The following is a 19,728-nucleotide window of genomic DNA, read 5'->3' as shown; positions in this document are numbered from 1 at the left end:
TCGCGGTTATTCTGTGTACTACCCTGACCTTTCTTATGAGCCATGCTGTCCTCCTACTTTAAAATAATTACGCAGCGATCTTAACGATGCGAACGCGTGTATGATCTCTTCTGAAACCACGTTTCAATTTGCTGTCTTTACGACGACGTTTTTTGTAGATCACGACTTTGCGGTCACGACCTTCATTGATAACCTCAGCAGTAACAACAGCACCACTAACAAATGGGGTACCGGTTTTAAGTTCACCGTTATTTACGGCAAGAACTTCTTTGATTTCGACGGTTGATTTAGGCTCAAGACCCATTTTATCGAACAAAAGGATATCACCCTCTTGAACTTTATACTGTTTTCCGCCGTTTTTGATAATTGCGTACATTAGCGTTCCTTACTTACAAGTCTACAAAAAGTGGCGAATTATAGCCGAACATAATTTAAGCTTAGATTAAAGCGATAGCGTCGATTTCAACAAGTGCATTTTTCGGTAACGTTTTCACGGCTACGGTAGAGCGGGCAGGTTTGTGTTCGCCGAATGCTTCGCCATAAATTGCATTAACCGCTGCGAAATCATCCATATCTGCCAAAAAGATTGTCGTTTTAATCACTTTGTCAAAAGAGCTTCCCGCCGCTTCCAAAACTGCTTTGAGATTCGCGATTACTTGAGTGCATTGAGCACTTACGTCCCCACCCACCATCTCACCAGCTGGAGTCAGTGCAATTTGACCGGAGGTAAAGACCATACCATTTGCAATCATCGCTTGAGAATACGGTCCAATCGCTGCAGGGGCATTCGTAGTTTGAACATTTTTAATCATCTTGTTTTCTCCTATTTTTTGTATTTTGACAACGCATCGTCAAGAATGGACTGAAAATCATCCACCGGCCAGTATCCGGGCATCGAATAGATCACTTTTCCGTTTTCATCCAAAAAGTAGCTCATCGGTACCATTTTGGCTGTGAGATTTTTCGGATAAGCACTTTTATCGCGTGTTACATGAACGGACACAAATTTGGAATTCAATTTCGATATGACATCTTCATCTTGAAGGGTAGTGGCTTCAAATTTACGACACCATCGGCACTGCTCACTCGTAATAAGTACCAATAGAGGTTTGGACTCTTTTTTCGCTTTCGCCTGTGCTTGTTCATACGTATCATTCCAAGCGATGTCGGCAGAAAAGAGATTAACTACCATTAATGCTAATAGCGCCCATTTTTTCATTGTTTACCTTTTGAAAAACGAAATTTTACCGAAAATTATGAATCAACTTTGTAAAAACAGCATAAAGATTTTTGACTTCCGCAATCGAAGTTCGCTCATTAGGAGCATGAATCGTGTCATTGATAACACCGAATTCGATGACATCGATACCGTACGCGGCCACAAAGCGGGCATCGGAGGTTCCCCCGGCCGTCGAATTTTTAGGCTTAAGGTTACACACCTCTTCAATCGCATTCGACAGAGTCCGAACGATAGTCGTATTTGCATCGGTCACAAACGGATAGGCTGATTGGTCCAAGGTGAGCGTATAATCCATGCCGCCAAGATGAGCATCGATAAAAGCTCTGATGCTGTCTTGATCGGTACGGGTTGAGTTGCGGACATTGAACATCATCTTCAATTTTCCGGGAGAAACATTAGTCGTCTCGATCCCTGCACGGATGTCGGTAATGACAAGTTGACTCGGGGCGAAGTACTCATCCCCCTTATCCAAAAAAGCCCCTGCGATGTTGGATAATACCGGTGCGATTTGATGAACCGGATTGATCGCTTTTTCAGGGTAAGCGGCGTGTCCCTGTTTCCCTATAATCTCGATAACACCGTTTATCGATCCGCGTCGCCCGACTTTGATCGCATCTCCGAATTGTGTTTCACATGTCGGTTCGGCAACAACAACCGAATCAGGGAGAAGATCATGCTCTTTGAGATAGGCCAGAACCTCGACTGTTCCAAACTTCGCCGGTCCCTCTTCATCAGAGGTCAGGAGGATCGAGAGGGTTCCACTAAAAGCTTCAGCCTCTTTCAACGCTTGGGTAAATGCCGCCACACCGCTTTTCATGTCCTGCGCACCCCTGGCATAGATATAGCCCCCTTTTTCGGTTGCAATAAACGGATCACTACTCCATCCTTCACCTGCAGGGACAACATCCACATGCCCCGCAAAACAGAGGTGCTTTCCCTCTCCGAAACGACGGTAGGCAAAAAGATTTTTTACCCCTTCACGATCGATACGGATAAATGTAAACCCTTTCAAATACTCTTCTAAAAAATTAAAAATACCGCCGTCTTCTGGGGTAACGCTCGGCGATTCCAAAAGCTTTTTAAATAAATCAATTACGTTCAATGCTAATCCTCTTTTAACTGCGTCTCATACTCCAGACGCAAACCTTGTGACGTCATTATAAAGCCTTGCAGTTTGATTTTGCCTTGTGAAACGTCACGAGAATGCGTTTCACATAAAGGTATAAGATGGTGATGTTCTTTGGAGTGAATATTTTTTGGCATATTACGGACCAAGGCACCGCAAATAACGCACTCACTCGCAACAACTTCGCGGTAGCGTTTAATGTATTCTTTCTGGTTACCAAGTTCAAGCACATCGTACTCTTTTGCCAATTTTTCACGCAACCGTTTCGCATTGGTCAAAAAATGAGCGTTCATATGAAGCGATTCGGCAAATTCCAAACCGTAAACACTGCTTCCTCTCCCCGCTTTTAATATCCGATCATAGATCAGTCGATCTCGCTCTTCATCATAACGGACGCTCAAATGCAAATGCACCACTTCACGCAGTGCACTCAGCTCACTAATCATCGAGAGTTGATGCAAATGGGTAGTCATCAAAAACAAGCATCCTTTTTGAGACAATTCCATAATCGTACTCGCAACGATCGAGACAGCCGAAAGAGTTTCCGTACCATGACTGATTTCATCTCCCAACACAAGCGTTTTTGAGGTAGAACGGCTAAAAATGGCATTCAGTTCTAACATCTCAACACCGAATGCAGAGAGCGATTTGGCAACGTTATCGCGTGATTGGATGCGGGTAAAAATAGCATCGAATAACGAAAATTTCATCGTCTTCACAGGGACATAAAATCCGCTTTGCGCCAAAATAGCAGCTATGCCGATACTTTTCATCAACGATGATTTCCCGCTGGAATTAATTCCATACAGCAATACACCCCGAATATTGGCTCCATCATGTACTTTGGAGTCAAGCATCACGGTATCGGGATACGGGAGATCGAGATAATCGCGATCCCCCATGACAATATCATTGGGAACGTATTCAATCCCTTGGGCTTCTACCAACAAGTGGCGCAATCCGCTTAATTGCAAAAAATTCTCTTTGTGCGTCTCAACAATGTTTGGACGGATCAGGCAATATTTCTGTGCATTGACAGCAGAGGTTACTGCTACGTCGATTTGGGAAATCCAATCGATCGTATTACGTATTTTAGAGGTTTGAGACGATAACCATTCACGTTCGTTGAAGTGATTTCGAAGCTCGATTTCCCACCCCTCTTCTATCCCCTCATTCGGTAATACCGAAATTAATTTATGCTTTTGACAATAGAGTTCTATTTCACGGACATTAGCGATAGAATGTAAAAAATTTTGTACGGTATCAGGCTTGCGATTTTGTAGATTCCACCAAAGCAGTTCCAAATCATCTATGTGCGACAAGCGTTCCTTTATCCATGATGCATGAGGATTAAGTGTTTCAATCCAATCGTACCGTCGATTCAGTTCGCGCATATCTTTGATTGGCAAAAACAAGCGAAAACGCCCCAGTCGTTTTCCCATCGGGGTTGCCATGTTCAACATCATTTTCGCAATGTTCGGCATACGCGAATCCATATTAATCACTTCAAGCTGTTCGAGAGCATTATTGCCCAGTTCCATCAAATCGACTGTCTCTAATCCCATCGGTATAGCGCAACGGTTTGTATCGTTTTGAAGAAAGTGATCGGAGATAAGTGCTAGTGCCTGTACACAAAGAGGTTTATTCTCAAGACTAAGATGCTCAATCGGGCTCAGAAGAGAAGAAATGACAAAAGCTTGTTTAAAAAGATCGTTTTGCTCCTCTATCGTAAAAGTTCGAGAGTCATACGTATACTCAAACATCGAAAAATTATCGGCTATTTCGTCAAAAAAAACGCGAGATGTCGCTCCGATTGTAAGGTAAGCAGCATTTACCACAAAAAGAAGATGCAATACCCGATCTATACTTCCATACGGATGAGCGGGATCTGCTTCAAGTTCACAAAACCACCCCTTCAATCCATAAGGTTCAAACATACTCAGTCCAATACGGTAGCCCTTGTCATTACGATCGATAAATAAAGCCGCTTGAGAATGTTCCATGTCGCCACCATAACATTTATAAGTTGAGTAATCACGAAAATTATACAGAACATAATCTCCATTTAACTTTTATTTCAATAATCATCACGCTATAATCACATTATTTAATTCTATGTTTAGGATATGCCTTATGAAACGCCCTGCTCCGGTCAACGAAGAAGTGTTATTCGATGGAAGAAGCTTAATTTCAGAAACTGACACAAAAGGTATTATTACCTACGTTAACCGAAAATTTACCGAAATGACAGGCTATACCGCAACCGAAGCCGTTGGACAACCACACAGTCTATTGCGCCATCCCGATATGCCAAAAGCGGCTTTTGAGGGGATGTGGAAAGTGATCGAAAGCGGTAAAATTTGGGAAGGGTACGTTAAAAATCTTCGCAAAGACGGTAAGTTTTTACTGGGTTGTCGTCCATATCGTTCCAAAACTCAATGAAGCCGGTGAAATTATCGGCTATATCGCATCACGTAAAATGCCTGATCGCAACCGCCTAAAAATCGTCGAAGAGCAATACAAAGAACTTCTTGCCCAAGAGAAATAATGATTCTTAATGTCGGATACGTCCTGCAATCTCTTCCATAGCTTGAAAAAGCTCTTCTTGTGTCTGGTACCGAAGTTCAATACGATTTATCGGAACCTCTCCAAGTGGATCAAAATCACATACCAAGAGATAAGCTTCCACACTAATTTGATCTGCTTTCATCTGCGCCCACTCCAAAGATACCGAAGCGCTTTCTCCTCCTGCATGAACTAAAACGGCTGGATACAGTCGAGTTAATTTCGTTAAATCAATCTGCTTCCCTCCCGATTCAAATATCATTTCATTTTTCATTCGAGTTCCTTAAGATTATACGTTTTACGTATCCACACATAATATATTGATGCCAGAGAAAAGACACCGGCAATCATAAAAGTTATGGTCGGTAATGAGATTCCTAAAGAGGCTAAATACCCTATTAAAAAAGAAACTGCCGCACCGATCAATAAAAAAACCATGTCATTATACGCGATTACCCGACCATAAAAATCACTATTCGTATGATGTTGGAGGAGTGTATAAGTATATGACCACAGTGTCGTTGTTACAAATCCAACCACAACAGAAGCGCCAAGTGAGCCGTAAAAATTATCTATTGTCGATGCCCACAAAGAGATGGCTCCGCCGCCAGCCAAAAATAGCCACCCCAAACGGCGGTTATTTATCCAATGTCCCAACACCATCGGTCCAATAACCAACCCGACGGCACGTGCTGCATTGAGCAATCCGATTCCTAAAGAGACCGCTACAATCTGAGCATAATAATGCTTTGCCGCTAAAGCGACCAAAGCATCAAACGCCGTAAACCCGATCACCGCATGCAACAGCATCAAATGAAGCACTATCGGTGTTTGTCGAATATAACTGAAAGCATCTCTCATCATATCACTTATTTTTCCACCGTTGCGGATAAATTCAATCTCAATTTCTAGGGAAAACAACAGCAATAAAACAATCCCAAACAGTGCGGCATCGAGTAAAAAAGCGGCTCTAATGCCAATCCAATACACCACCAAACCGCTCAAGGTCATCCCAAACGTATACGAGATCGACCAAATCATAGAATGAATCTCATTAGCGGCTTGAAGTGCTTTCCCTTCCAAAATTCTCGGCAAAAGAGACATTTCAACCGTAAAGTGGAAGCTTGACGCTCCCATTCGAATAAATACGAGTAAATATAATAGCCATACCAAATCAACGCTATCGACCCTAATCAATGTGAGGGTACATGCGATCTCTATCGATGTCAAAAGTATCATCAATTTTTTCGGATGGATGCGATCTAAAATAACTCCGCTAAAAGGTGCTTGAAATACTCCCGGCAAAAAATGAAGTGCCGCAACCATGGCAATCGTTTTGGCATCTGCTCCCATTTGTATGAGGAGTGTATAAATCGCTACATTGCTAAACCATGCTCCGAAATAGGCAAGCAGTTGAATGAGTGATAGCCTACGCAACAGAGGTTCATTGCGTAAAAGAGTGATATAACGGTTCATAAACGGAAGATTACCACGGAAGATATTAAAGTTTTTGTTTTATAGGACGATTTAGAAGTAACAATTGCCTCATAATTACGCAAGGAGAGTTACGATGGAAATTTTTCAAACGACTGCAAAAATGCAACAGGCACAGACAACAGCCCCCAAAAGTGTTGCAGATGTTCCTACAACACAAAGTGTTCAACAGATACAAAAAGCACAAATTCAACAAGATCAAGCTACACAAGCAAGCACTGAACAAAAGACAGCAAAAACATCTTCTCAAGACGATATTAAAAAATTGATTGATCAGCTCAATCAATCTCTGAATCCGTTTAATACGACACTAAGATTCGGGTTCGACAATGCGTCGGATGATTTTTATGTATCGGTAATAGATACAAAAAGCAATCATATGCTTCGTCGGTTTCCGGCAGAGCAAGCGAAAGCACTTTTACCTAAAATGCAAGAAGTCAACGGATTGATTTTCGATCAAAAAGGGTGATTTTTTACCATTTTACGCATCAAACAACAAAAACGATACATTATTATTTTTTTAAAATTTAAAGGATTTTTATGACTTCCAATCTTGCATACAGTGCCTATACACAAAATAACATCGGAGTTGAATCGCCAGAGAAATTGATTCAAATGATGTATGAGGGGGTTTTGCGTTTCAATATGCAAGCAAAGCGTTCGATACAAGAAAATAATATTGAAAGACGCACCTATTGGGTCAACCGTTCTAATGCCGTAATTACTGAATTAATCAATATTCTCGATTTCAACCACGGAGAAGTCTCCCTCTACTTGGCGGGATTATATACCCACCAGCTTCGACTTCTCGTAGAAGCAAATCTTTATAACGATACTTCAAAACTTGATGAAGTTAATCAGGTTTTCAAAGGATTGTTAGAAGCGTGGAAAGAGAGCACCGATGTGGCTAACCGAGCTTAAAACAGCTTTGGTTTTAGAAGATAGCAAGGCCATTTCTGAGCTTTTAGATGAAATGCCTCAATTTGATACTATCGCTCAGATGGAAGAAGCTTCGTATCTTTTAATGCAAGTCAAAACCTTTATTGAGCGTGAAAAAGCACAAACCGCGCATACGCTCCAACAGATCAAAAACAATATCAACTTTCTCAAATCTACGCAGACAGAAACGCCCTCTTCCTTAAATCTCAAATTTTAACCCTTTTCTCACCCTTTTTTTGATAGAATCGCGCTATTCACTTCACACCGATGTGGAGTCTGGGTATCAATGATAAGGATGCATGCATGAAAAAAGAGGTTAAAAAAGTAGTTCTTGCCTATTCCGGCGGGTTGGATACAAGTGTTATTTTAAAATGGCTCCAAGATGAGTACAAATGTGAAGTGGTTACCTTTACCGCAGACATCGGTCAAGGCGAAGAGGTAGAACCGGCTCGTGCCAAAGCGATTAGCCTCGGTATCAAACCGGAAAATATTTATATCGAAGATTTGCGCGAAGAATTCGTACGCGATTACGTCTTCCCCATGTTCCGTGCCAACGCCATTTATGAGGGTGAATATTTGCTCGGAACCTCTATCGCACGTCCGTTGATCGCGAAACGCCAAGCAGAGATCGCCCGTATCACGAATGCCGATGCGGTCAGTCACGGTGCAACCGGAAAAGGGAACGACCAAGTCCGTTTTGAGATGGGATACCTCGGTCAAAACAGTGCCCTCACGATCATCGCTCCATGGCGCGAATGGGATCTTAACTCTCGCGAAAAACTTCTTGCCTATGCTGCAGAACACGGCATCAAAATCGAAATGAGCGGTAAAAAGTCTCCATACTCAATGGATGCAAACCTCTTGCACATCTCGTATGAGGGGGGGATCCTCGAAGATCCCGCTGCAGAACCGGAAGAGAGTATGTGGCGTTGGACGGTATCTCCCGAAAATGCTCCGGATGAGCCTGAATACATCGAAATCGGCTACGAAAAAGGTGATCCAATCAGCCTAAACGGTAAAGAGCTATCACCGGCTGTCATGCTTGAACAACTCAATATCATCGCGGGACGCCACGGTATCGGTCGTGCCGACATCGTTGAAAATCGCTATGTCGGAATGAAAAGCCGCGGTTGTTACGAAACACCGGGCGGAACCATCATGATCAGAGCACACCGTGCTATCGAATCGATCACATTGGATCGTGAAGCGGCTCACCTCAAAGATGAAATGATGCCGCGTTACGCAAAACTGATCTATAACGGCTTTTGGTTCTCACCTGAACGCGAAATGCTCCAAGCCGCTATCGACAAAACACAAGAAAACGTTCGCGGAACCGTACGTTTAAAACTCTACAAAGGGAATGTGATGGTGGTCGGACGTAGTTCAGATATATCGTTGTTCAATGCCGATTACTGTACATTCGAAGAAGATGCGGTTTATGATCAAAAAGATGCTGCAGGATTTATCAAACTCAATGCGCTTCGTTTTATCATTGCCGGAAAAGCGCGAAAAAATAAATAAGGAGTTTATACATGAGTATCATCAAAATCGATATGAATTCACCTGAGTTCCAAGCGGAACTCGAAAAAACCATCAAATTTACCGATAAAGTTATCAGCCAATTCAATTGGTCTTATAATCCTCAAGAAGAGATTAATGAGGGCGTCCAACTCGGACTTGCCCGCAACAAAATGATGTACGGAAAACGTTTTTGCCCTTGTTATATGGTAGAAGAAGTGGATGGAAAATATCAAAGTAGCGATAATCGCCTCTGCCCATGTACGACCGCAATCGAAAAAGAGATTCCAACTGAGGGAGTGTGTCATTGTCAAATTTTCTGTACTCCTGAATATGCGGCAGCTATGCGCATGGAGATGGGAATTGAAGAGGTTACTCACCAGCATTCTCGCGGATTAACCAAAGAAGAGTGTGAAATGCTCTTACACAAAAGCGATCTTGACAGCGATGAATTGACCGCTTTGTTCGAAGCACGCGAACTCGGTATGGTTAAATTCAAAGTTGTCGACGTTCGTGAGTGGATGGAGTGGAAAATGGGACGTATTGACGGAGCCGATGTCTTGGTACCGACCAGCAGTTTCTTCCAAACACTCAACGAATCCAAACTGGAAAAAGACGAACATATCATCGTGTATTGTCACGTAGGAAGCCGAAGTGCCCACTGTCAACGTATTTTGACTGACATGGGATACACCAAAGTTTCCAATCTCGCGCACGGTATCGTCGGCTACAGCGGCAAAATTGTTCGCGGCTAATCGAAGGATTATTTATGAAAGTATTATTGACAAAAGATGTCAAAGGGGTCGGAAAAGCAGGTGAGATCAAAGACGTTGCCGACGGGTATGGCAAAAACTTTTTGATCGGCAAAGGGCTCGCTCTTGCCGCAACTAACGAAGTCTTAAAAAAATACGAGTCGGAACAAAAGAAAAAAGCAGCCAATGAAGCCGCTGAGATCGAACGACTCAATGCGATCAAAGCGCAGCTTGCCGATATTAAAGTAACGATTGTCAAAAAACTCGGCAATACCGGTCATCTCTTCGGTGCCGTCACCAAAGAAGAGATTTCCGACGCTTTAAAAGCGCAACACAATATCGAGATTGACAAAAAAGAGCTCGATGCAAAACACGGAATCAAAACAACCGGATTGCACGATCTTGATTTGAAACTTGGTCATGGCATCCACGCAACACTTCACCTTGAGATCAAAGGGGAATGATCGGATGTTTACGCCACGACCATTCTCGCATACCGAGGCAAAAACAAAGCCGTCATCGGCGGAGATGGTCAAGTCACATTCGGTCAAACCGTACTCAAAAACAATGCAAACAAAATCAGAGCGCTCCATAACGGAGAGGTTTTGGCCGGTTTTGCCGGTTCTACCGCCGATGCGTTTAACCTTTTTGATATGTTCGAAGAGCATTTGTCTCAGCGTAAAGGCGAACTTATCAAAGCGCACTCAATGAAGAGGCTCTAGTCAAATTGATTCTTACAAAACCTAAAAACTCGCTGCTGGAACAATACAAAGCGCTCCTAAGCACCGAAGCAGTTACTTTAGAGTTTGAAGATTCAGCCATACATGCCATTGCTCATTATGCTCAAATGGCGAATGAAAAAACCGAAGACATCGGAGCACGACGACTGCATACCGTGGTTGAAAAAGTATTGGAAGAGATCAGTTTCAATGCCCATTTACACAAAAATGAAACGATAACCGTTACAAAAGAGAGTGTAAATACTATTTTATCCCCGCTGGTTGGGGATGAAGACCTCGCTCGCTATATCCCTTAAAGGCATAACAAAATGAATAAAGCAGGTTTTGTCGCTCTCGTAGGACGCCCAAATGCTGGTAAAAGCACCCTAATGAACTGGATTTTAGGGGAAAAAATTGCCCTTGTCAGCCAAAAAGCCAATGCAACCCGTAAACGCTCCAACGCCATCGTCATGCACAATGACGATCAAATTATTTTTGTCGATACTCCAGGGTTGCATCAAGCCGAAAAACTTCTCAATCAATACATGCTCGAAGAGGCGCTCAAGGCAATCGGGGATTGCGATCTCGTGGTCTATCTCGCTCCGGCATCCGATAAGACGATCCATTATGAAAAATTTTTAGAACTCAATTCCAATAAACGCAAACATATTATTGTTCTGAGCAAAATTGACCAAATTTCCCAAGCGGAGCTCCTCAAAAAAATCGGGGAGTACAATCGGTTCAGCGACCATTTTTTAGCTCTCATCCCCATGTCCGTCAATAAAAATGTCGGTAAAAAAGATCTTTTGGATACAATCGTCAAACATCTGGACGAATCTCCATATTTGTATGATCCTGAAGACATTACAACCGAAATGATACGTACCATCTACAAAGAGTTCATCCGTGAAGCAATTTTTGATAATATTAGCGATGAGATTCCGTATGAATCGGATGTAATCATCGATAAAATCGATGAAGACGAGCCTGTTGAGCATATTCGTGCAACCATTATCGTCGAAAAAGATTCCCAAAAAGGGATTATCATCGGCAAGGGGGGGGCAGCAATCAAACGAATTGGTCAAAACGCCCGAGAAAAAATCGAACGGCTCGTATCCAAACCCGTTTATCTCGAATTGTTCGTCTCTGTCAAAAAAGGGTGGACAAGCGATAAAAAATTTCTCACTGATTTAGGTTACGAATGGTAAAACTTCTCTTTATTTCACTATGCACAGTATCTCTTTTCTCGTCAGAGAGTCTTATGCTTTATAAAAGTGGAGGTAAGAAGTTATTTGACACACAAATGAATGTTCCATCCTATTGGAGCGGATCCGTGTTCAACAAAGATCTTCGTTTTGGTTATTTTGAACGGACATGTGCTTTGTTAACATGCAGTAAAGACAAAGGGGTATTAGAACTCTATGTGCCTGATGCACAAAAACGTTTTTCTCTCAAAAAAAGGTTCAACGCTTTTACGGGTAAAAACGCAGGTGACAAAGTCGTTGCAGGAGATCTCAAAACTCCCATCGGTATTTACACCTTGGTTGAAAAAAAACGTCAAGTCGATCCATTTTACGGTCCTATGGCATTTGTAACCTCCTATCCGAATCTGTATGACCGTATTCGCGGTAAAAATGGTACTGGGATATGGATACACGGTGTCCCCTTAAACGGTACCAGAGATCCTTTTACCAAAGGGTGTATTGCGATCAACAATAACGATCTCATCCAATTGGATCAATCCATCAACCCTGCCAATACCCTCCTGATAATCGACTCTTCTTTAAAACAAGGGGTAAGCTCAGCAGCATACTCAGCTATTTTAGCTGGGCTGCATCAGTGGAAATACGCATGGACATACAACGACCTTGATACCTACCTAGCATCGTACGACCCCTCTTTCAAGCGATCAGATGGAATGAACTTCTCACAATTCAAAGCGTATAAAGAACGAATATTCAGCAAAAACGAAGATAAAACAATATTATTGGATCATCTCAATATTATTCCGTACCCAGGAGAAAAACAGAACCTTTTTTGGGTGACGTTTAATCAGCTCTATGTTAGCGATAGCCATAAATTCGAAGGAGAAAAATCGCTTTTAGTTCGACTCAACCCGAATCAGTCGATATCGATTCTTACGGAAGAATAACTGATGTATTTTTCCGTTTTTCTTCCCTTTTTGTTATTTACTTCTCTTTATGCCCTTCCATTTAACTTTATCAAAAAAGAGACTTCTCCGCTAAAGACACCGACCCTGCTTGTCATCGGAGGGATACACGGCAATGAACCGGGAGGATACTTTTCAGCGGCAATCCTAGCTCATTACTATACTGTCGATGAAGGGAATCTTTGGATCGTTCCCGATCTTAACCGCCCCAGCATTCAACAAAACAGTCGAGGAATTAATGGAGATATGAACCGGAAATTTGCGGATATCGATCCAAACGATCCGGATATCGAGACGGTGCAAAGCATTCAAAGCATTATTACTGAAAAACAAGTCGATCTGATTTTAAATTTGCATGACGGACACGGTTTTTACCGTAAAGAGCATCTCAATACCATATTTAATCCAAATTCATGGGGACAAACATGCGTTATTGATCAGGATGTTCTTAATACAGAACACCCCTACGGCAATCTAAAAAAGATTGCCGTAAAAGTAAACGAAGAACTTAATCGCACCCTCATAGAAAATCATCATTTCTTTGATGTCCGCAACACCAATACCCGATTTAATGATGAAGCAATGAAACACTCACTCACTTTTTTTGCCGTTTCCCATAACAAGCCTGCTTTTGCAATCGAAACAAGCAAACAACTCCCTACTCTCCATGAAAAGGTTTTTTACCAGCTCAATGCCATTGAATGTTACATGAAGCTAATGGGAATAAAATATACCCGTTCATTCGATCTCACCCTTGATTCAATCCAAGAATTACTCACTAATGATGAAAATTTAACCATTAACAACAATTTTTACTTAAATTTAAAAAATTTAAAAAACAGTTTAAGTTTCATTCCGCTACAATCAGATCGAAACGAGTTTAAATTCGCCCATCCATTGGGAAGTGTACAGAAAAATAACGGACAATTTGATCTTTATATCGGTAACAAAAAAATAAGTTCCCTTATCCCAAGTTACCATGTAAAAGAGTTTTGTTCAGATCCCATAACCGTTCTAGCGGATGGAGAGATGAAAAAAATTCATTTTGCTTCAGATTTTTTTGTTAATGCCGATTTTGAAGTTGTCAACAACGATAAAAACACAAGGGTTAATATCATCGGGTTCACACAAAGCGGTGTAGAAGATGAAAGTAACCTTCGTATCGGATTAAAAGATTTAGATTCAAAATACTCAATCGATACGACTAACAAGAGTTATCGGATCGAATTTTACCAGCAGAACCGTTTTTGCGGAATGATTCTGGTACATTTTAAATAGGATAGAGGATGAGTAAAAGCAAACAGCAAACCTATTCAACCATCGTATCAGTCAACCCTTACAGGGGTGATTACTACGTAGGGACATTTAATACTATCTCCAAAACATCTTCTCCCTCTTTTTCAAAAGAGCAATATGCACTCTCTTTCTTAAATACAAAAGGGTTTATATCAACACTCATCGGAATCAGTAAAAATATCCCCGAGGATGATATTTATGATGCTCTTGAAAATAAAGTCTATGAAGAGCTTGCTTTGGATATGGCAATTGAATACCATATCAAATATATTGAAGCCATACACAGAGGGGCTGAAGGAGACCGATTCTTTCATGTCTTTGTCGTTGATCCCTTAACGCTTGAACAAGAATTTTCACCGGTCATTGAAAAACTCAAATATCTCGATCAAATCGTTCCTGTACCGCTCTTACTAAAATCATTATACGTCAAAGGGCATATTGATTCCAATGATGCTCATTGTTTTGTTTATTTCCAAGAAAACGATGCTTTTTTCTGTATTTATAACGAGCAAGAATTTATTTATGCGAAGTCATTAAAATTTTCTCTCAAACAAATGCACGAGCGTTTCTGTGAACTTTTAGGAGAACAAATTGACCTAATCGCTTTTGAAACCATACTGGCGAATGATGGATTAAATACTTCAAATCCGGAATATCAAAAAAATCTTATTAAGCTATTCGGAGAAATTTTTCTCCATATCAGTGATGTCATAACCTATGCAAAACGGGCTTATGACATCAAAAAATTCGATGAAATCTTTATCGGTACGGGAGTCGGAAAAGTCATAGGTTTGGATGAATATGCACAAACCTATCTTGGGATTAAAACGGCTCCGCTGGATTTTGATTACGGATTTAATACAAACGGACAAATTGTTGATCAGATTCATCAGTTACTCCACCTATATGGAAGACTTGAATCAGATGAGCGCTATGAGTGTAATTTCACCATATTCCATCGTCCTCCTCCATTTGCCAAACGAGATAGCGGAAAACTTATTTTAGTCACAGCCGCCGCGTTAGCTGCAGCACTCCTTTATCCAGGCGTTTATTGGGGTCTTTCATACTTTGAAGAGTTCCGACACGCTGTTTTGACCAAAGAGTACGAACAAGTTCATATTGAAAAAACGACGCGAGAAAATACGGTTAATTTAAAATTAGCCAATAAAAATGCCGCACAGAAACTATTGGATGAGCAAAAAACGGCTTACAAACAAAAGCAAGACACTTTGATCAAAGTACATGAGAAAAAAGTTGACTATCCGATGAAAGCTAAAATTTTGGCAGACTTTACCCAAAGTTTCAATCAATATCGAGTTCAGCTCAAAACCATCAAGTACAGTGAAGATCTGAATAATACTAAAACATTTGCTTTTGGATTAACATCCTCAAGTACACAGAACATTACGGCATTGCTCAAACATTTAACTGAAAGCAAGCGTGATCGATACACCTTCAATCTTGAACTCATTTCATACGATGATGAACAAAAATCCTATCTTAGTGAACTAAAGGCGGTAATCAAATGAAACTGCAAATTGAAGATTACCTTTACGCATTAGATCAGACCTTGTCTGCTAAAAATGAACGCGACAAAATGATGCTATTCGTCATGATTTTTGCGTCTTTATTTGCATTTTCTTACCTATTCCTGTGGGAAAGTTCAGAAGCAAGTTTTCAAACTTCCCATGAAAAAGCGGTAAATATCGAAACAAAACTAAATCATGACAAAGAATATCTAAGTGCAAATCCGCCGGAGAAAATTACACAGCTAGAGCAAGAGACGGTTGCATTGGAACAAGAACATGCGCGATACATCCAATACAATACGTATATCAAAGAGCAGTTAGAGCAAATTTCGTCTTTATATTATGATGATAAGGTATGGGGAGCATACCTTAATTCAATATCCCAATTCGCACGTAACAATAAAGTTAAATTAGCGAGCTTTAAAAATGTTCTTCAAACTGACAATAGCTCTTTCGGACACGTACTAGACATCACCATTACGTCAGAAGCTCCGTATAAAAACACCTTGAAATTCATCAATGCCTTGGAGCAAAGTCAACTGGTTGTTGACCTTCATGATTTTAATATAACGGCAGATGAGAAGCTCAAAGCGGATCTAAATATTTCAGTATGGGGGATTGTAAGACAATGAAACATTACATCCTTATAACTCTTTTATTGGCAACCGGTCTTTTGGCAGCAGTTTCGCCTGCGACACCACCAACTACGACCATCACAACTCAGCCCAACAGTGATAAGGAACTTGCATGGGTTGATGAGCAAATACAAGCGATTCTTCCGACTCGCATCGGTGTTCCGGATGGTTTTATCAATGCGTTACGCGATCCAATGAAAATGAAAAAACCAGTTCCCGTTATTAAAAGCGGTTCGCTACTGCCACCTCCTAAGTTGGGGTCTACGGTTTCAGCACCAAAAATTATTGAAGAGCCATTACGCTTGCTTGCGATGATGAATAAATCTGTTCTTATAAACGGAAAATGGTACAAAGTCGGGGATCACGTTCGCGCGTATACCCTTCAAGAGATCAAGCCAAATTCCGTTTTATTGAATGGACCAAAAGATCAAAAGCTTATTTTGTTTTTGACAAAACAAAACAACAACATCAAAATCATTACACAATAGGAAAGTATCATGACATCTGTAATTAAACACCATGCGCGAGCGTTTATGTTATCCGTTGCCACGGCTGCACTCTTATCTCCATCACTACAGGCAGATTGTACCTATGAGCTTTTCAATATCTCATCCGTCAAAGGGACCAGTGTCGGTGAGTTTGTTGATCAAATCAGCGATGAATGCGGAATGAGCGTCATCGTAACAGATCAGCAAGCCGAAGAGATCTTAAAAAAACCGATGAATAAGACATTCCTCAAAAATTTGACGATTAATGAGGTTTTGGATTTAATCATTAAAGAAAACAATCTTCAATACACTCTTCAAAACAACATTCTTAAAATCTCCTATTTAACGACAAAAACCTACCAAATCGATTATATTATCGGAGAGCGAAAAGGGACAGGTAGCACGAATATTCGGTTAAGTTCTAATACCGGCAATACTGCTGGACAAACTTCAGGAAGCACTACCAAAACTTCATCCGGAACAGGGTCATCATCTGAATCAGGAACCAATATATCTTCGAAAGATGAGGTTAGATTTTGGAATGAATTGGATTTAGAAATTAAAAATATACTCAGTCGTCCTGAAGATGATTATCGACAAAAACAAGATCTCCTTGCATCTACCGATAAAAATACAACAGCGAACGATCTGCATAATATTTATATTAATAAAGCTGCAGGTTTAATTACCGTAACAGCCACAGGAAAGCAGATTCAGCGTTTAGATAAATACATTGAAGAGTTACAGAAAAAAATGCAGACACAGGTTCTGATCGATGTCAAAATGTACAGTGTTGTATTCTCCGACGGAAGCACCACCGGTATTGATTGGTCACAGCTCTATGCACTCCAAAACATTGATATTGGATTTAACTCATATAATACCAAAAATGTTACCTCATTTACAGGATCAAGTTCAACCAGCAGTGGGAGTAGCAGCAGTAATATTATTGCTCCAATTAGCACTATTACTGGAACTCCAAATAGTATTATGAGCATCTTTCAATTGGGGGCAAAAGGGCACTTAGGAGAAGTGATAAAATTTTTAAAGACGCAAGGGGATGTTTACTCTATCTCAAATCCAAAAATCTTGACACTTAACAATCAGCCGGCACTCATTACATCCGGAACTGAACTCTTTTACAAAACAACCAGCACTTCTACTCTTGCGGGAGGGACAACCGCGCAACAAGCTACTTCTGAAGTCGTAAGCTCTGTTTTCTCAGGAGTTTTACTCGATATTACACCTGAAATTTCTGATGATGGAAGTATCACTTTACGTATTAACCCATCTATTTCGGATGTAGCAAGCCAACTCTCAATAGACAATTCAACACGCTCTATGCCACCCGATTTGAGCCGCCGTCAAATTTCATCCGTCATAACTGTAAAAGATGGCAGCACTGTTATTATGGGAGGCTTAATTAGCACTAAAAATGACGTTGCAACAAATAAAGTCCCTCTATTAGGAGACATTCCTGGCTTGGGAATGCTTTTTAAACGTGAGGGAGTTACCAAAAAAACGGAAGAGATGGTGTTGGTCATCGAACCTCATATCGTCAAACGAGACGGCTCAAATTTAAAAATAGCAGATTTGGGATATACCCATATCAGCAATGCAATGGAAAAAGAATCCCTCGAAAAAGCAGAATTGGCAAAAAAACAACAAGAAGAAATTGCTGAAATGAAAGAGGATAGCAAATAACGGATGGAGAATTCTCTTTTCTCAAAGCCCCGTGATCTTTTTTTGGATACAGTCAATCCTCGTGACTATGTCCAAATTGACAGTGTCTCCCATATGTACCAATCACTCAAAAATTCGGTACAAAAGCCTCTTAAGATGATACTTTTATATGGCCGTCCCGGCACTGGAAAAAGTATGCTGCTCCACAAACTGCATCATGATCTTTCCAAACAACAAAAAGTCTTGATGTTTGATGTACCCATTGTAGATGAAGCCGATTTTTTGCGGGTTTTGGCACAGCGAATTTTCGGGCATTCTCCCCGCGAAGTTATGACATTAACCCGCTTTTTAGAAATTGCCGAAGCCGTTGCTTATCCCGAAGTTCCGATTGTTTTATTGGATGAAGCACAACTTTATAGTTCATCTCTGATGGAAAAAATTCGTCTTATTTCCGATGCACGTGCTATTAAATTTGTTATTACCCTCCATAAAACTGATCAAGAAGATATCATCGCAAAAGAACATTTTCAAACCCGCATCTGGGAAAGTATAGAGCTCCAAAATGCTACGTCCGAAGAGCTTAAAGTCTATATTCAAAAAAAATTGCTCAAAGCCAATTGTTTTGACGTAGCCAATATGTTCAATGATAAAAATATGAAGCTCATTACCTCATTAACCAAAGGAAATTATCGGGATACGAACAAATTACTTTTTTCATTGTTTAGTCTATATTGTTGGTATGAAGAGCATCACCCTACGCTGATTAAATACAATGCCCTTAAACCGAAATGGATAGAGATGGCAGCTATCCATACAGGATTGATCCATGCTTGATGTCCGTAATTTAGAGAGACGCTGGATAAAGTATAAAATAAAAACGTATCTTCCCTATACACTGGGATTATTGACAATCATTACCATACTAATCGGTATCTCACTTTATAATCATACGAATGAGAAACCGCAGATGGTTAAAAAAGCTATTGCCAATGTAGCAAAATCACAAAATATTCCAATACAAAAAACAGAAGCATTGCAAACCATTTTAGAACCTTCCATGAATTTTGTACAATCGTTTCAGTCTCAACTTTCTGACACAGTACAACCTGTCGAATCTGTTCCGCTGCACCCTGTAAAACCCATTGTTCAAAATCCACCCGTGCCAAAAGTTTTAAATGTTCCCGATTCGTCACCGCTGAAACCACCACTAAAAGCTCCTCCGTCAGTAACTTCTAATGATAAAGCATTAAGTGTCAACCGAAATAACGAAACTAAAATTGATATTGAAAGCGTAGAACGCCGTTTTAAAGAGACCTCGAACCCGAATTTAGGGCTTTTTATCGCACGCTATTATTACGATCACGAAAATTATGCGGATGCCTATAATTTTGCTTTAAAAACAAACAGTATCAACAATAAAATGGATGAAAGTTGGATTATTTTTGCAAAATCTCTTGTAAAACTCGGAAAAACCGAACAAGCCAAAAAAACATTACAAGCTTATATCGGCGAATCCAACTCTGATTCAGCGCGCTCACTATTAGACTCGATCGAACGAGGATCATTTAAATGAA

23 protein-coding genes and 2 pseudogenes are annotated in these 19,728 nt (G+C 40.6%); 18 read left to right on the top strand and 7 right to left on the bottom strand.

From position 1 onward, the window contains the following. Positions 1-67 precede the first annotated feature (67 nt). From rplU to JHC35_RS04050, 5 genes are all read right to left on the bottom strand, one after another. Positions 68-376: a 50S ribosomal protein L21 gene (gene rplU / locus JHC35_RS04070; protein ID WP_294916720.1), complete on the bottom strand. Its 309-nt coding sequence runs from the start codon at positions 374-376 to the stop codon at positions 68-70. Positions 377-437: 61 nt separating this feature from the next. Next, the gene (locus JHC35_RS04065; RefSeq protein WP_295042250.1) at positions 438-809 is read right to left on the bottom strand and encodes a RidA family protein; all 372 of its coding nucleotides are present in this window, start codon (positions 807-809) and stop codon (positions 438-440) included. Between the two features lie 14 nt (positions 810-823). Beyond that, entirely contained in the window at positions 824-1,219 is a 396-nt protein-coding gene (locus JHC35_RS04060) for a DUF255 domain-containing protein (protein ID WP_295042248.1), read from the bottom strand. Between the two features lie 25 nt (positions 1,220-1,244). Then, positions 1,245-2,342, bottom strand: a complete 1,098-nt coding sequence (gene dapE / locus JHC35_RS04055) for a succinyl-diaminopimelate desuccinylase (RefSeq protein ID WP_295042246.1) — start codon at positions 2,340-2,342, stop codon at positions 1,245-1,247. Positions 2,343-2,344: 2 nt separating this feature from the next. After that, positions 2,345-4,369 (bottom strand): hypothetical protein, encoded by a 2,025-nt coding sequence (locus JHC35_RS04050; protein ID WP_295042244.1) that lies wholly within the window; start codon positions 4,367-4,369, stop codon positions 2,345-2,347. A gap of 130 nt (positions 4,370-4,499) precedes the next feature. On the opposite strand from JHC35_RS04050, the gene JHC35_RS04045 reads away from it, so the two are divergent. Further along, the gene (locus JHC35_RS04045) at positions 4,500-4,808 is read left to right on the top strand and encodes a PAS domain-containing protein (protein WP_365996483.1); all 309 of its coding nucleotides are present in this window, start codon (positions 4,500-4,502) and stop codon (positions 4,806-4,808) included. A 112-nt stretch (positions 4,809-4,920) separates the two neighbouring features. Here JHC35_RS04045 and JHC35_RS04040 read toward each other — a convergent pair whose 3' ends face one another. Both JHC35_RS04040 and JHC35_RS04035 read right to left on the bottom strand, forming a co-directional pair. Next, positions 4,921-5,205 carry a hypothetical protein gene (locus JHC35_RS04040; RefSeq protein WP_295042242.1) on the bottom strand — a complete coding sequence of 95 codons (285 nt, stop codon included), beginning with the start codon at positions 5,203-5,205 and terminating at the stop codon, positions 4,921-4,923. Continuing rightward, complete coding sequence (locus tag JHC35_RS04035) at positions 5,202-6,407, bottom strand: MFS transporter (protein ID WP_295042240.1); 1,206 nt, start codon at positions 6,405-6,407, stop codon at positions 5,202-5,204. The genes JHC35_RS04040 and JHC35_RS04035 overlap by 4 nt, the downstream gene beginning before the upstream one ends. Before the next feature lie 94 nt (positions 6,408-6,501). Between JHC35_RS04035 and JHC35_RS04030 the strand changes: the two genes are divergently transcribed. The 17 genes and pseudogenes from JHC35_RS04030 (at position 6,502) to JHC35_RS03950 (ending at position 19,727) form a co-directional block, all read left to right on the top strand. Continuing rightward, positions 6,502-6,894 (top strand): flagellar protein FlaG, encoded by a 393-nt coding sequence (locus JHC35_RS04030; protein WP_295042238.1) that lies wholly within the window; start codon positions 6,502-6,504, stop codon positions 6,892-6,894. A 71-nt stretch (positions 6,895-6,965) separates the two neighbouring features. Next, positions 6,966-7,346: a flagellar export chaperone FliS gene (gene fliS / locus JHC35_RS04025; protein WP_295042236.1), complete on the top strand. Its 381-nt coding sequence runs from the start codon at positions 6,966-6,968 to the stop codon at positions 7,344-7,346. Further along, the gene (locus JHC35_RS04020) at positions 7,327-7,581 is read left to right on the top strand and encodes a hypothetical protein (protein WP_295042234.1); all 255 of its coding nucleotides are present in this window, start codon (positions 7,327-7,329) and stop codon (positions 7,579-7,581) included. The genes fliS and JHC35_RS04020 overlap by 20 nt, the downstream gene beginning before the upstream one ends. An 86-nt stretch (positions 7,582-7,667) precedes the next feature. Further along, positions 7,668-8,885, top strand: a complete 1,218-nt coding sequence (locus tag JHC35_RS04015) for an argininosuccinate synthase (protein ID WP_295042232.1) — start codon at positions 7,668-7,670, stop codon at positions 8,883-8,885. Between the two features lie 11 nt (positions 8,886-8,896). Further along, positions 8,897-9,637, top strand: coding sequence for a ferredoxin-thioredoxin reductase catalytic domain-containing protein (locus JHC35_RS04010; RefSeq protein WP_295042230.1), 741 nt, complete (start codon positions 8,897-8,899; stop codon positions 9,635-9,637). Between the two features lie 14 nt (positions 9,638-9,651). Beyond that, positions 9,652-10,098, top strand: a complete 447-nt coding sequence (gene rplI, locus JHC35_RS04005; protein ID WP_295042228.1) for a 50S ribosomal protein L9 — start codon at positions 9,652-9,654, stop codon at positions 10,096-10,098. A 21-nt stretch (positions 10,099-10,119) separates the two neighbouring features. Beyond that, positions 10,120-10,335 (top strand): annotated as a pseudogene (locus tag JHC35_RS04000) (HslU--HslV peptidase proteolytic subunit); the annotation flags it as partial. After that, positions 10,335-10,670 (top strand): annotated as a pseudogene (locus tag JHC35_RS03995) (HslU--HslV peptidase ATPase subunit); the annotation flags it as partial. The pseudogenes JHC35_RS04000 and JHC35_RS03995, both read left to right, overlap by 1 nt. 12 nt (positions 10,671-10,682) lie before the next feature. Continuing rightward, the gene (gene era / locus JHC35_RS03990) at positions 10,683-11,561 is read left to right on the top strand and encodes a GTPase Era (RefSeq protein ID WP_295042226.1); all 879 of its coding nucleotides are present in this window, start codon (positions 10,683-10,685) and stop codon (positions 11,559-11,561) included. Positions 11,562-11,686: 125 nt separating this feature from the next. Then, positions 11,687-12,505, top strand: coding sequence for a L,D-transpeptidase family protein (locus tag JHC35_RS03985; RefSeq protein WP_295042224.1), 819 nt, complete (start codon positions 11,687-11,689; stop codon positions 12,503-12,505). A 3-nt stretch (positions 12,506-12,508) separates the two neighbouring features. After that, entirely contained in the window at positions 12,509-13,801 is a 1,293-nt protein-coding gene (locus JHC35_RS03980) for a M99 family carboxypeptidase catalytic domain-containing protein (protein WP_295042222.1), read from the top strand. Positions 13,802-13,809: 8 nt separating this feature from the next. Beyond that, positions 13,810-15,348 carry a hypothetical protein gene (locus JHC35_RS03975; protein ID WP_295042220.1) on the top strand — a complete coding sequence of 513 codons (1,539 nt, stop codon included), beginning with the start codon at positions 13,810-13,812 and terminating at the stop codon, positions 15,346-15,348. Further along, positions 15,345-15,980 carry a type 4a pilus biogenesis protein PilO gene (gene pilO / locus JHC35_RS03970; protein ID WP_295042218.1) on the top strand — a complete coding sequence of 212 codons (636 nt, stop codon included), beginning with the start codon at positions 15,345-15,347 and terminating at the stop codon, positions 15,978-15,980. The genes JHC35_RS03975 and pilO overlap by 4 nt, the downstream gene beginning before the upstream one ends. Further along, a complete protein-coding gene (locus JHC35_RS03965; protein WP_295042216.1) occupies positions 15,977-16,471 on the top strand; it encodes a hypothetical protein in 495 nt (164 codons plus the stop codon). Before pilO ends, JHC35_RS03965 begins: the two co-directional genes overlap by 4 nt. Positions 16,472-16,651: 180 nt before the next feature. Then, entirely contained in the window at positions 16,652-18,175 is a 1,524-nt protein-coding gene (gene mshL / locus JHC35_RS03960; protein WP_295042214.1) for a pilus (MSHA type) biogenesis protein MshL, read from the top strand. A gap of 3 nt (positions 18,176-18,178) precedes the next feature. Continuing rightward, positions 18,179-18,988, top strand: coding sequence for an ATP-binding protein (locus JHC35_RS03955; RefSeq protein WP_295042212.1), 810 nt, complete (start codon positions 18,179-18,181; stop codon positions 18,986-18,988). Beyond that, on the top strand, positions 18,981-19,727 hold the full coding sequence (locus JHC35_RS03950; protein WP_295042210.1) for a CDC27 family protein: 747 nt from the start codon (positions 18,981-18,983) through the stop codon (positions 19,725-19,727). Before JHC35_RS03955 ends, JHC35_RS03950 begins: the two co-directional genes overlap by 8 nt. The last annotated feature ends 1 nt before the right edge of the window (position 19,728 follow it).

The organism is Sulfuricurvum sp. (assembly GCF_022759005.1).
In the GTDB taxonomy this organism is placed as follows: Bacteria; Campylobacterota; Campylobacteria; order Campylobacterales; family Sulfurimonadaceae; genus Sulfuricurvum.
This window is presented reverse-complemented; position numbering and strand designations above follow the sequence as displayed.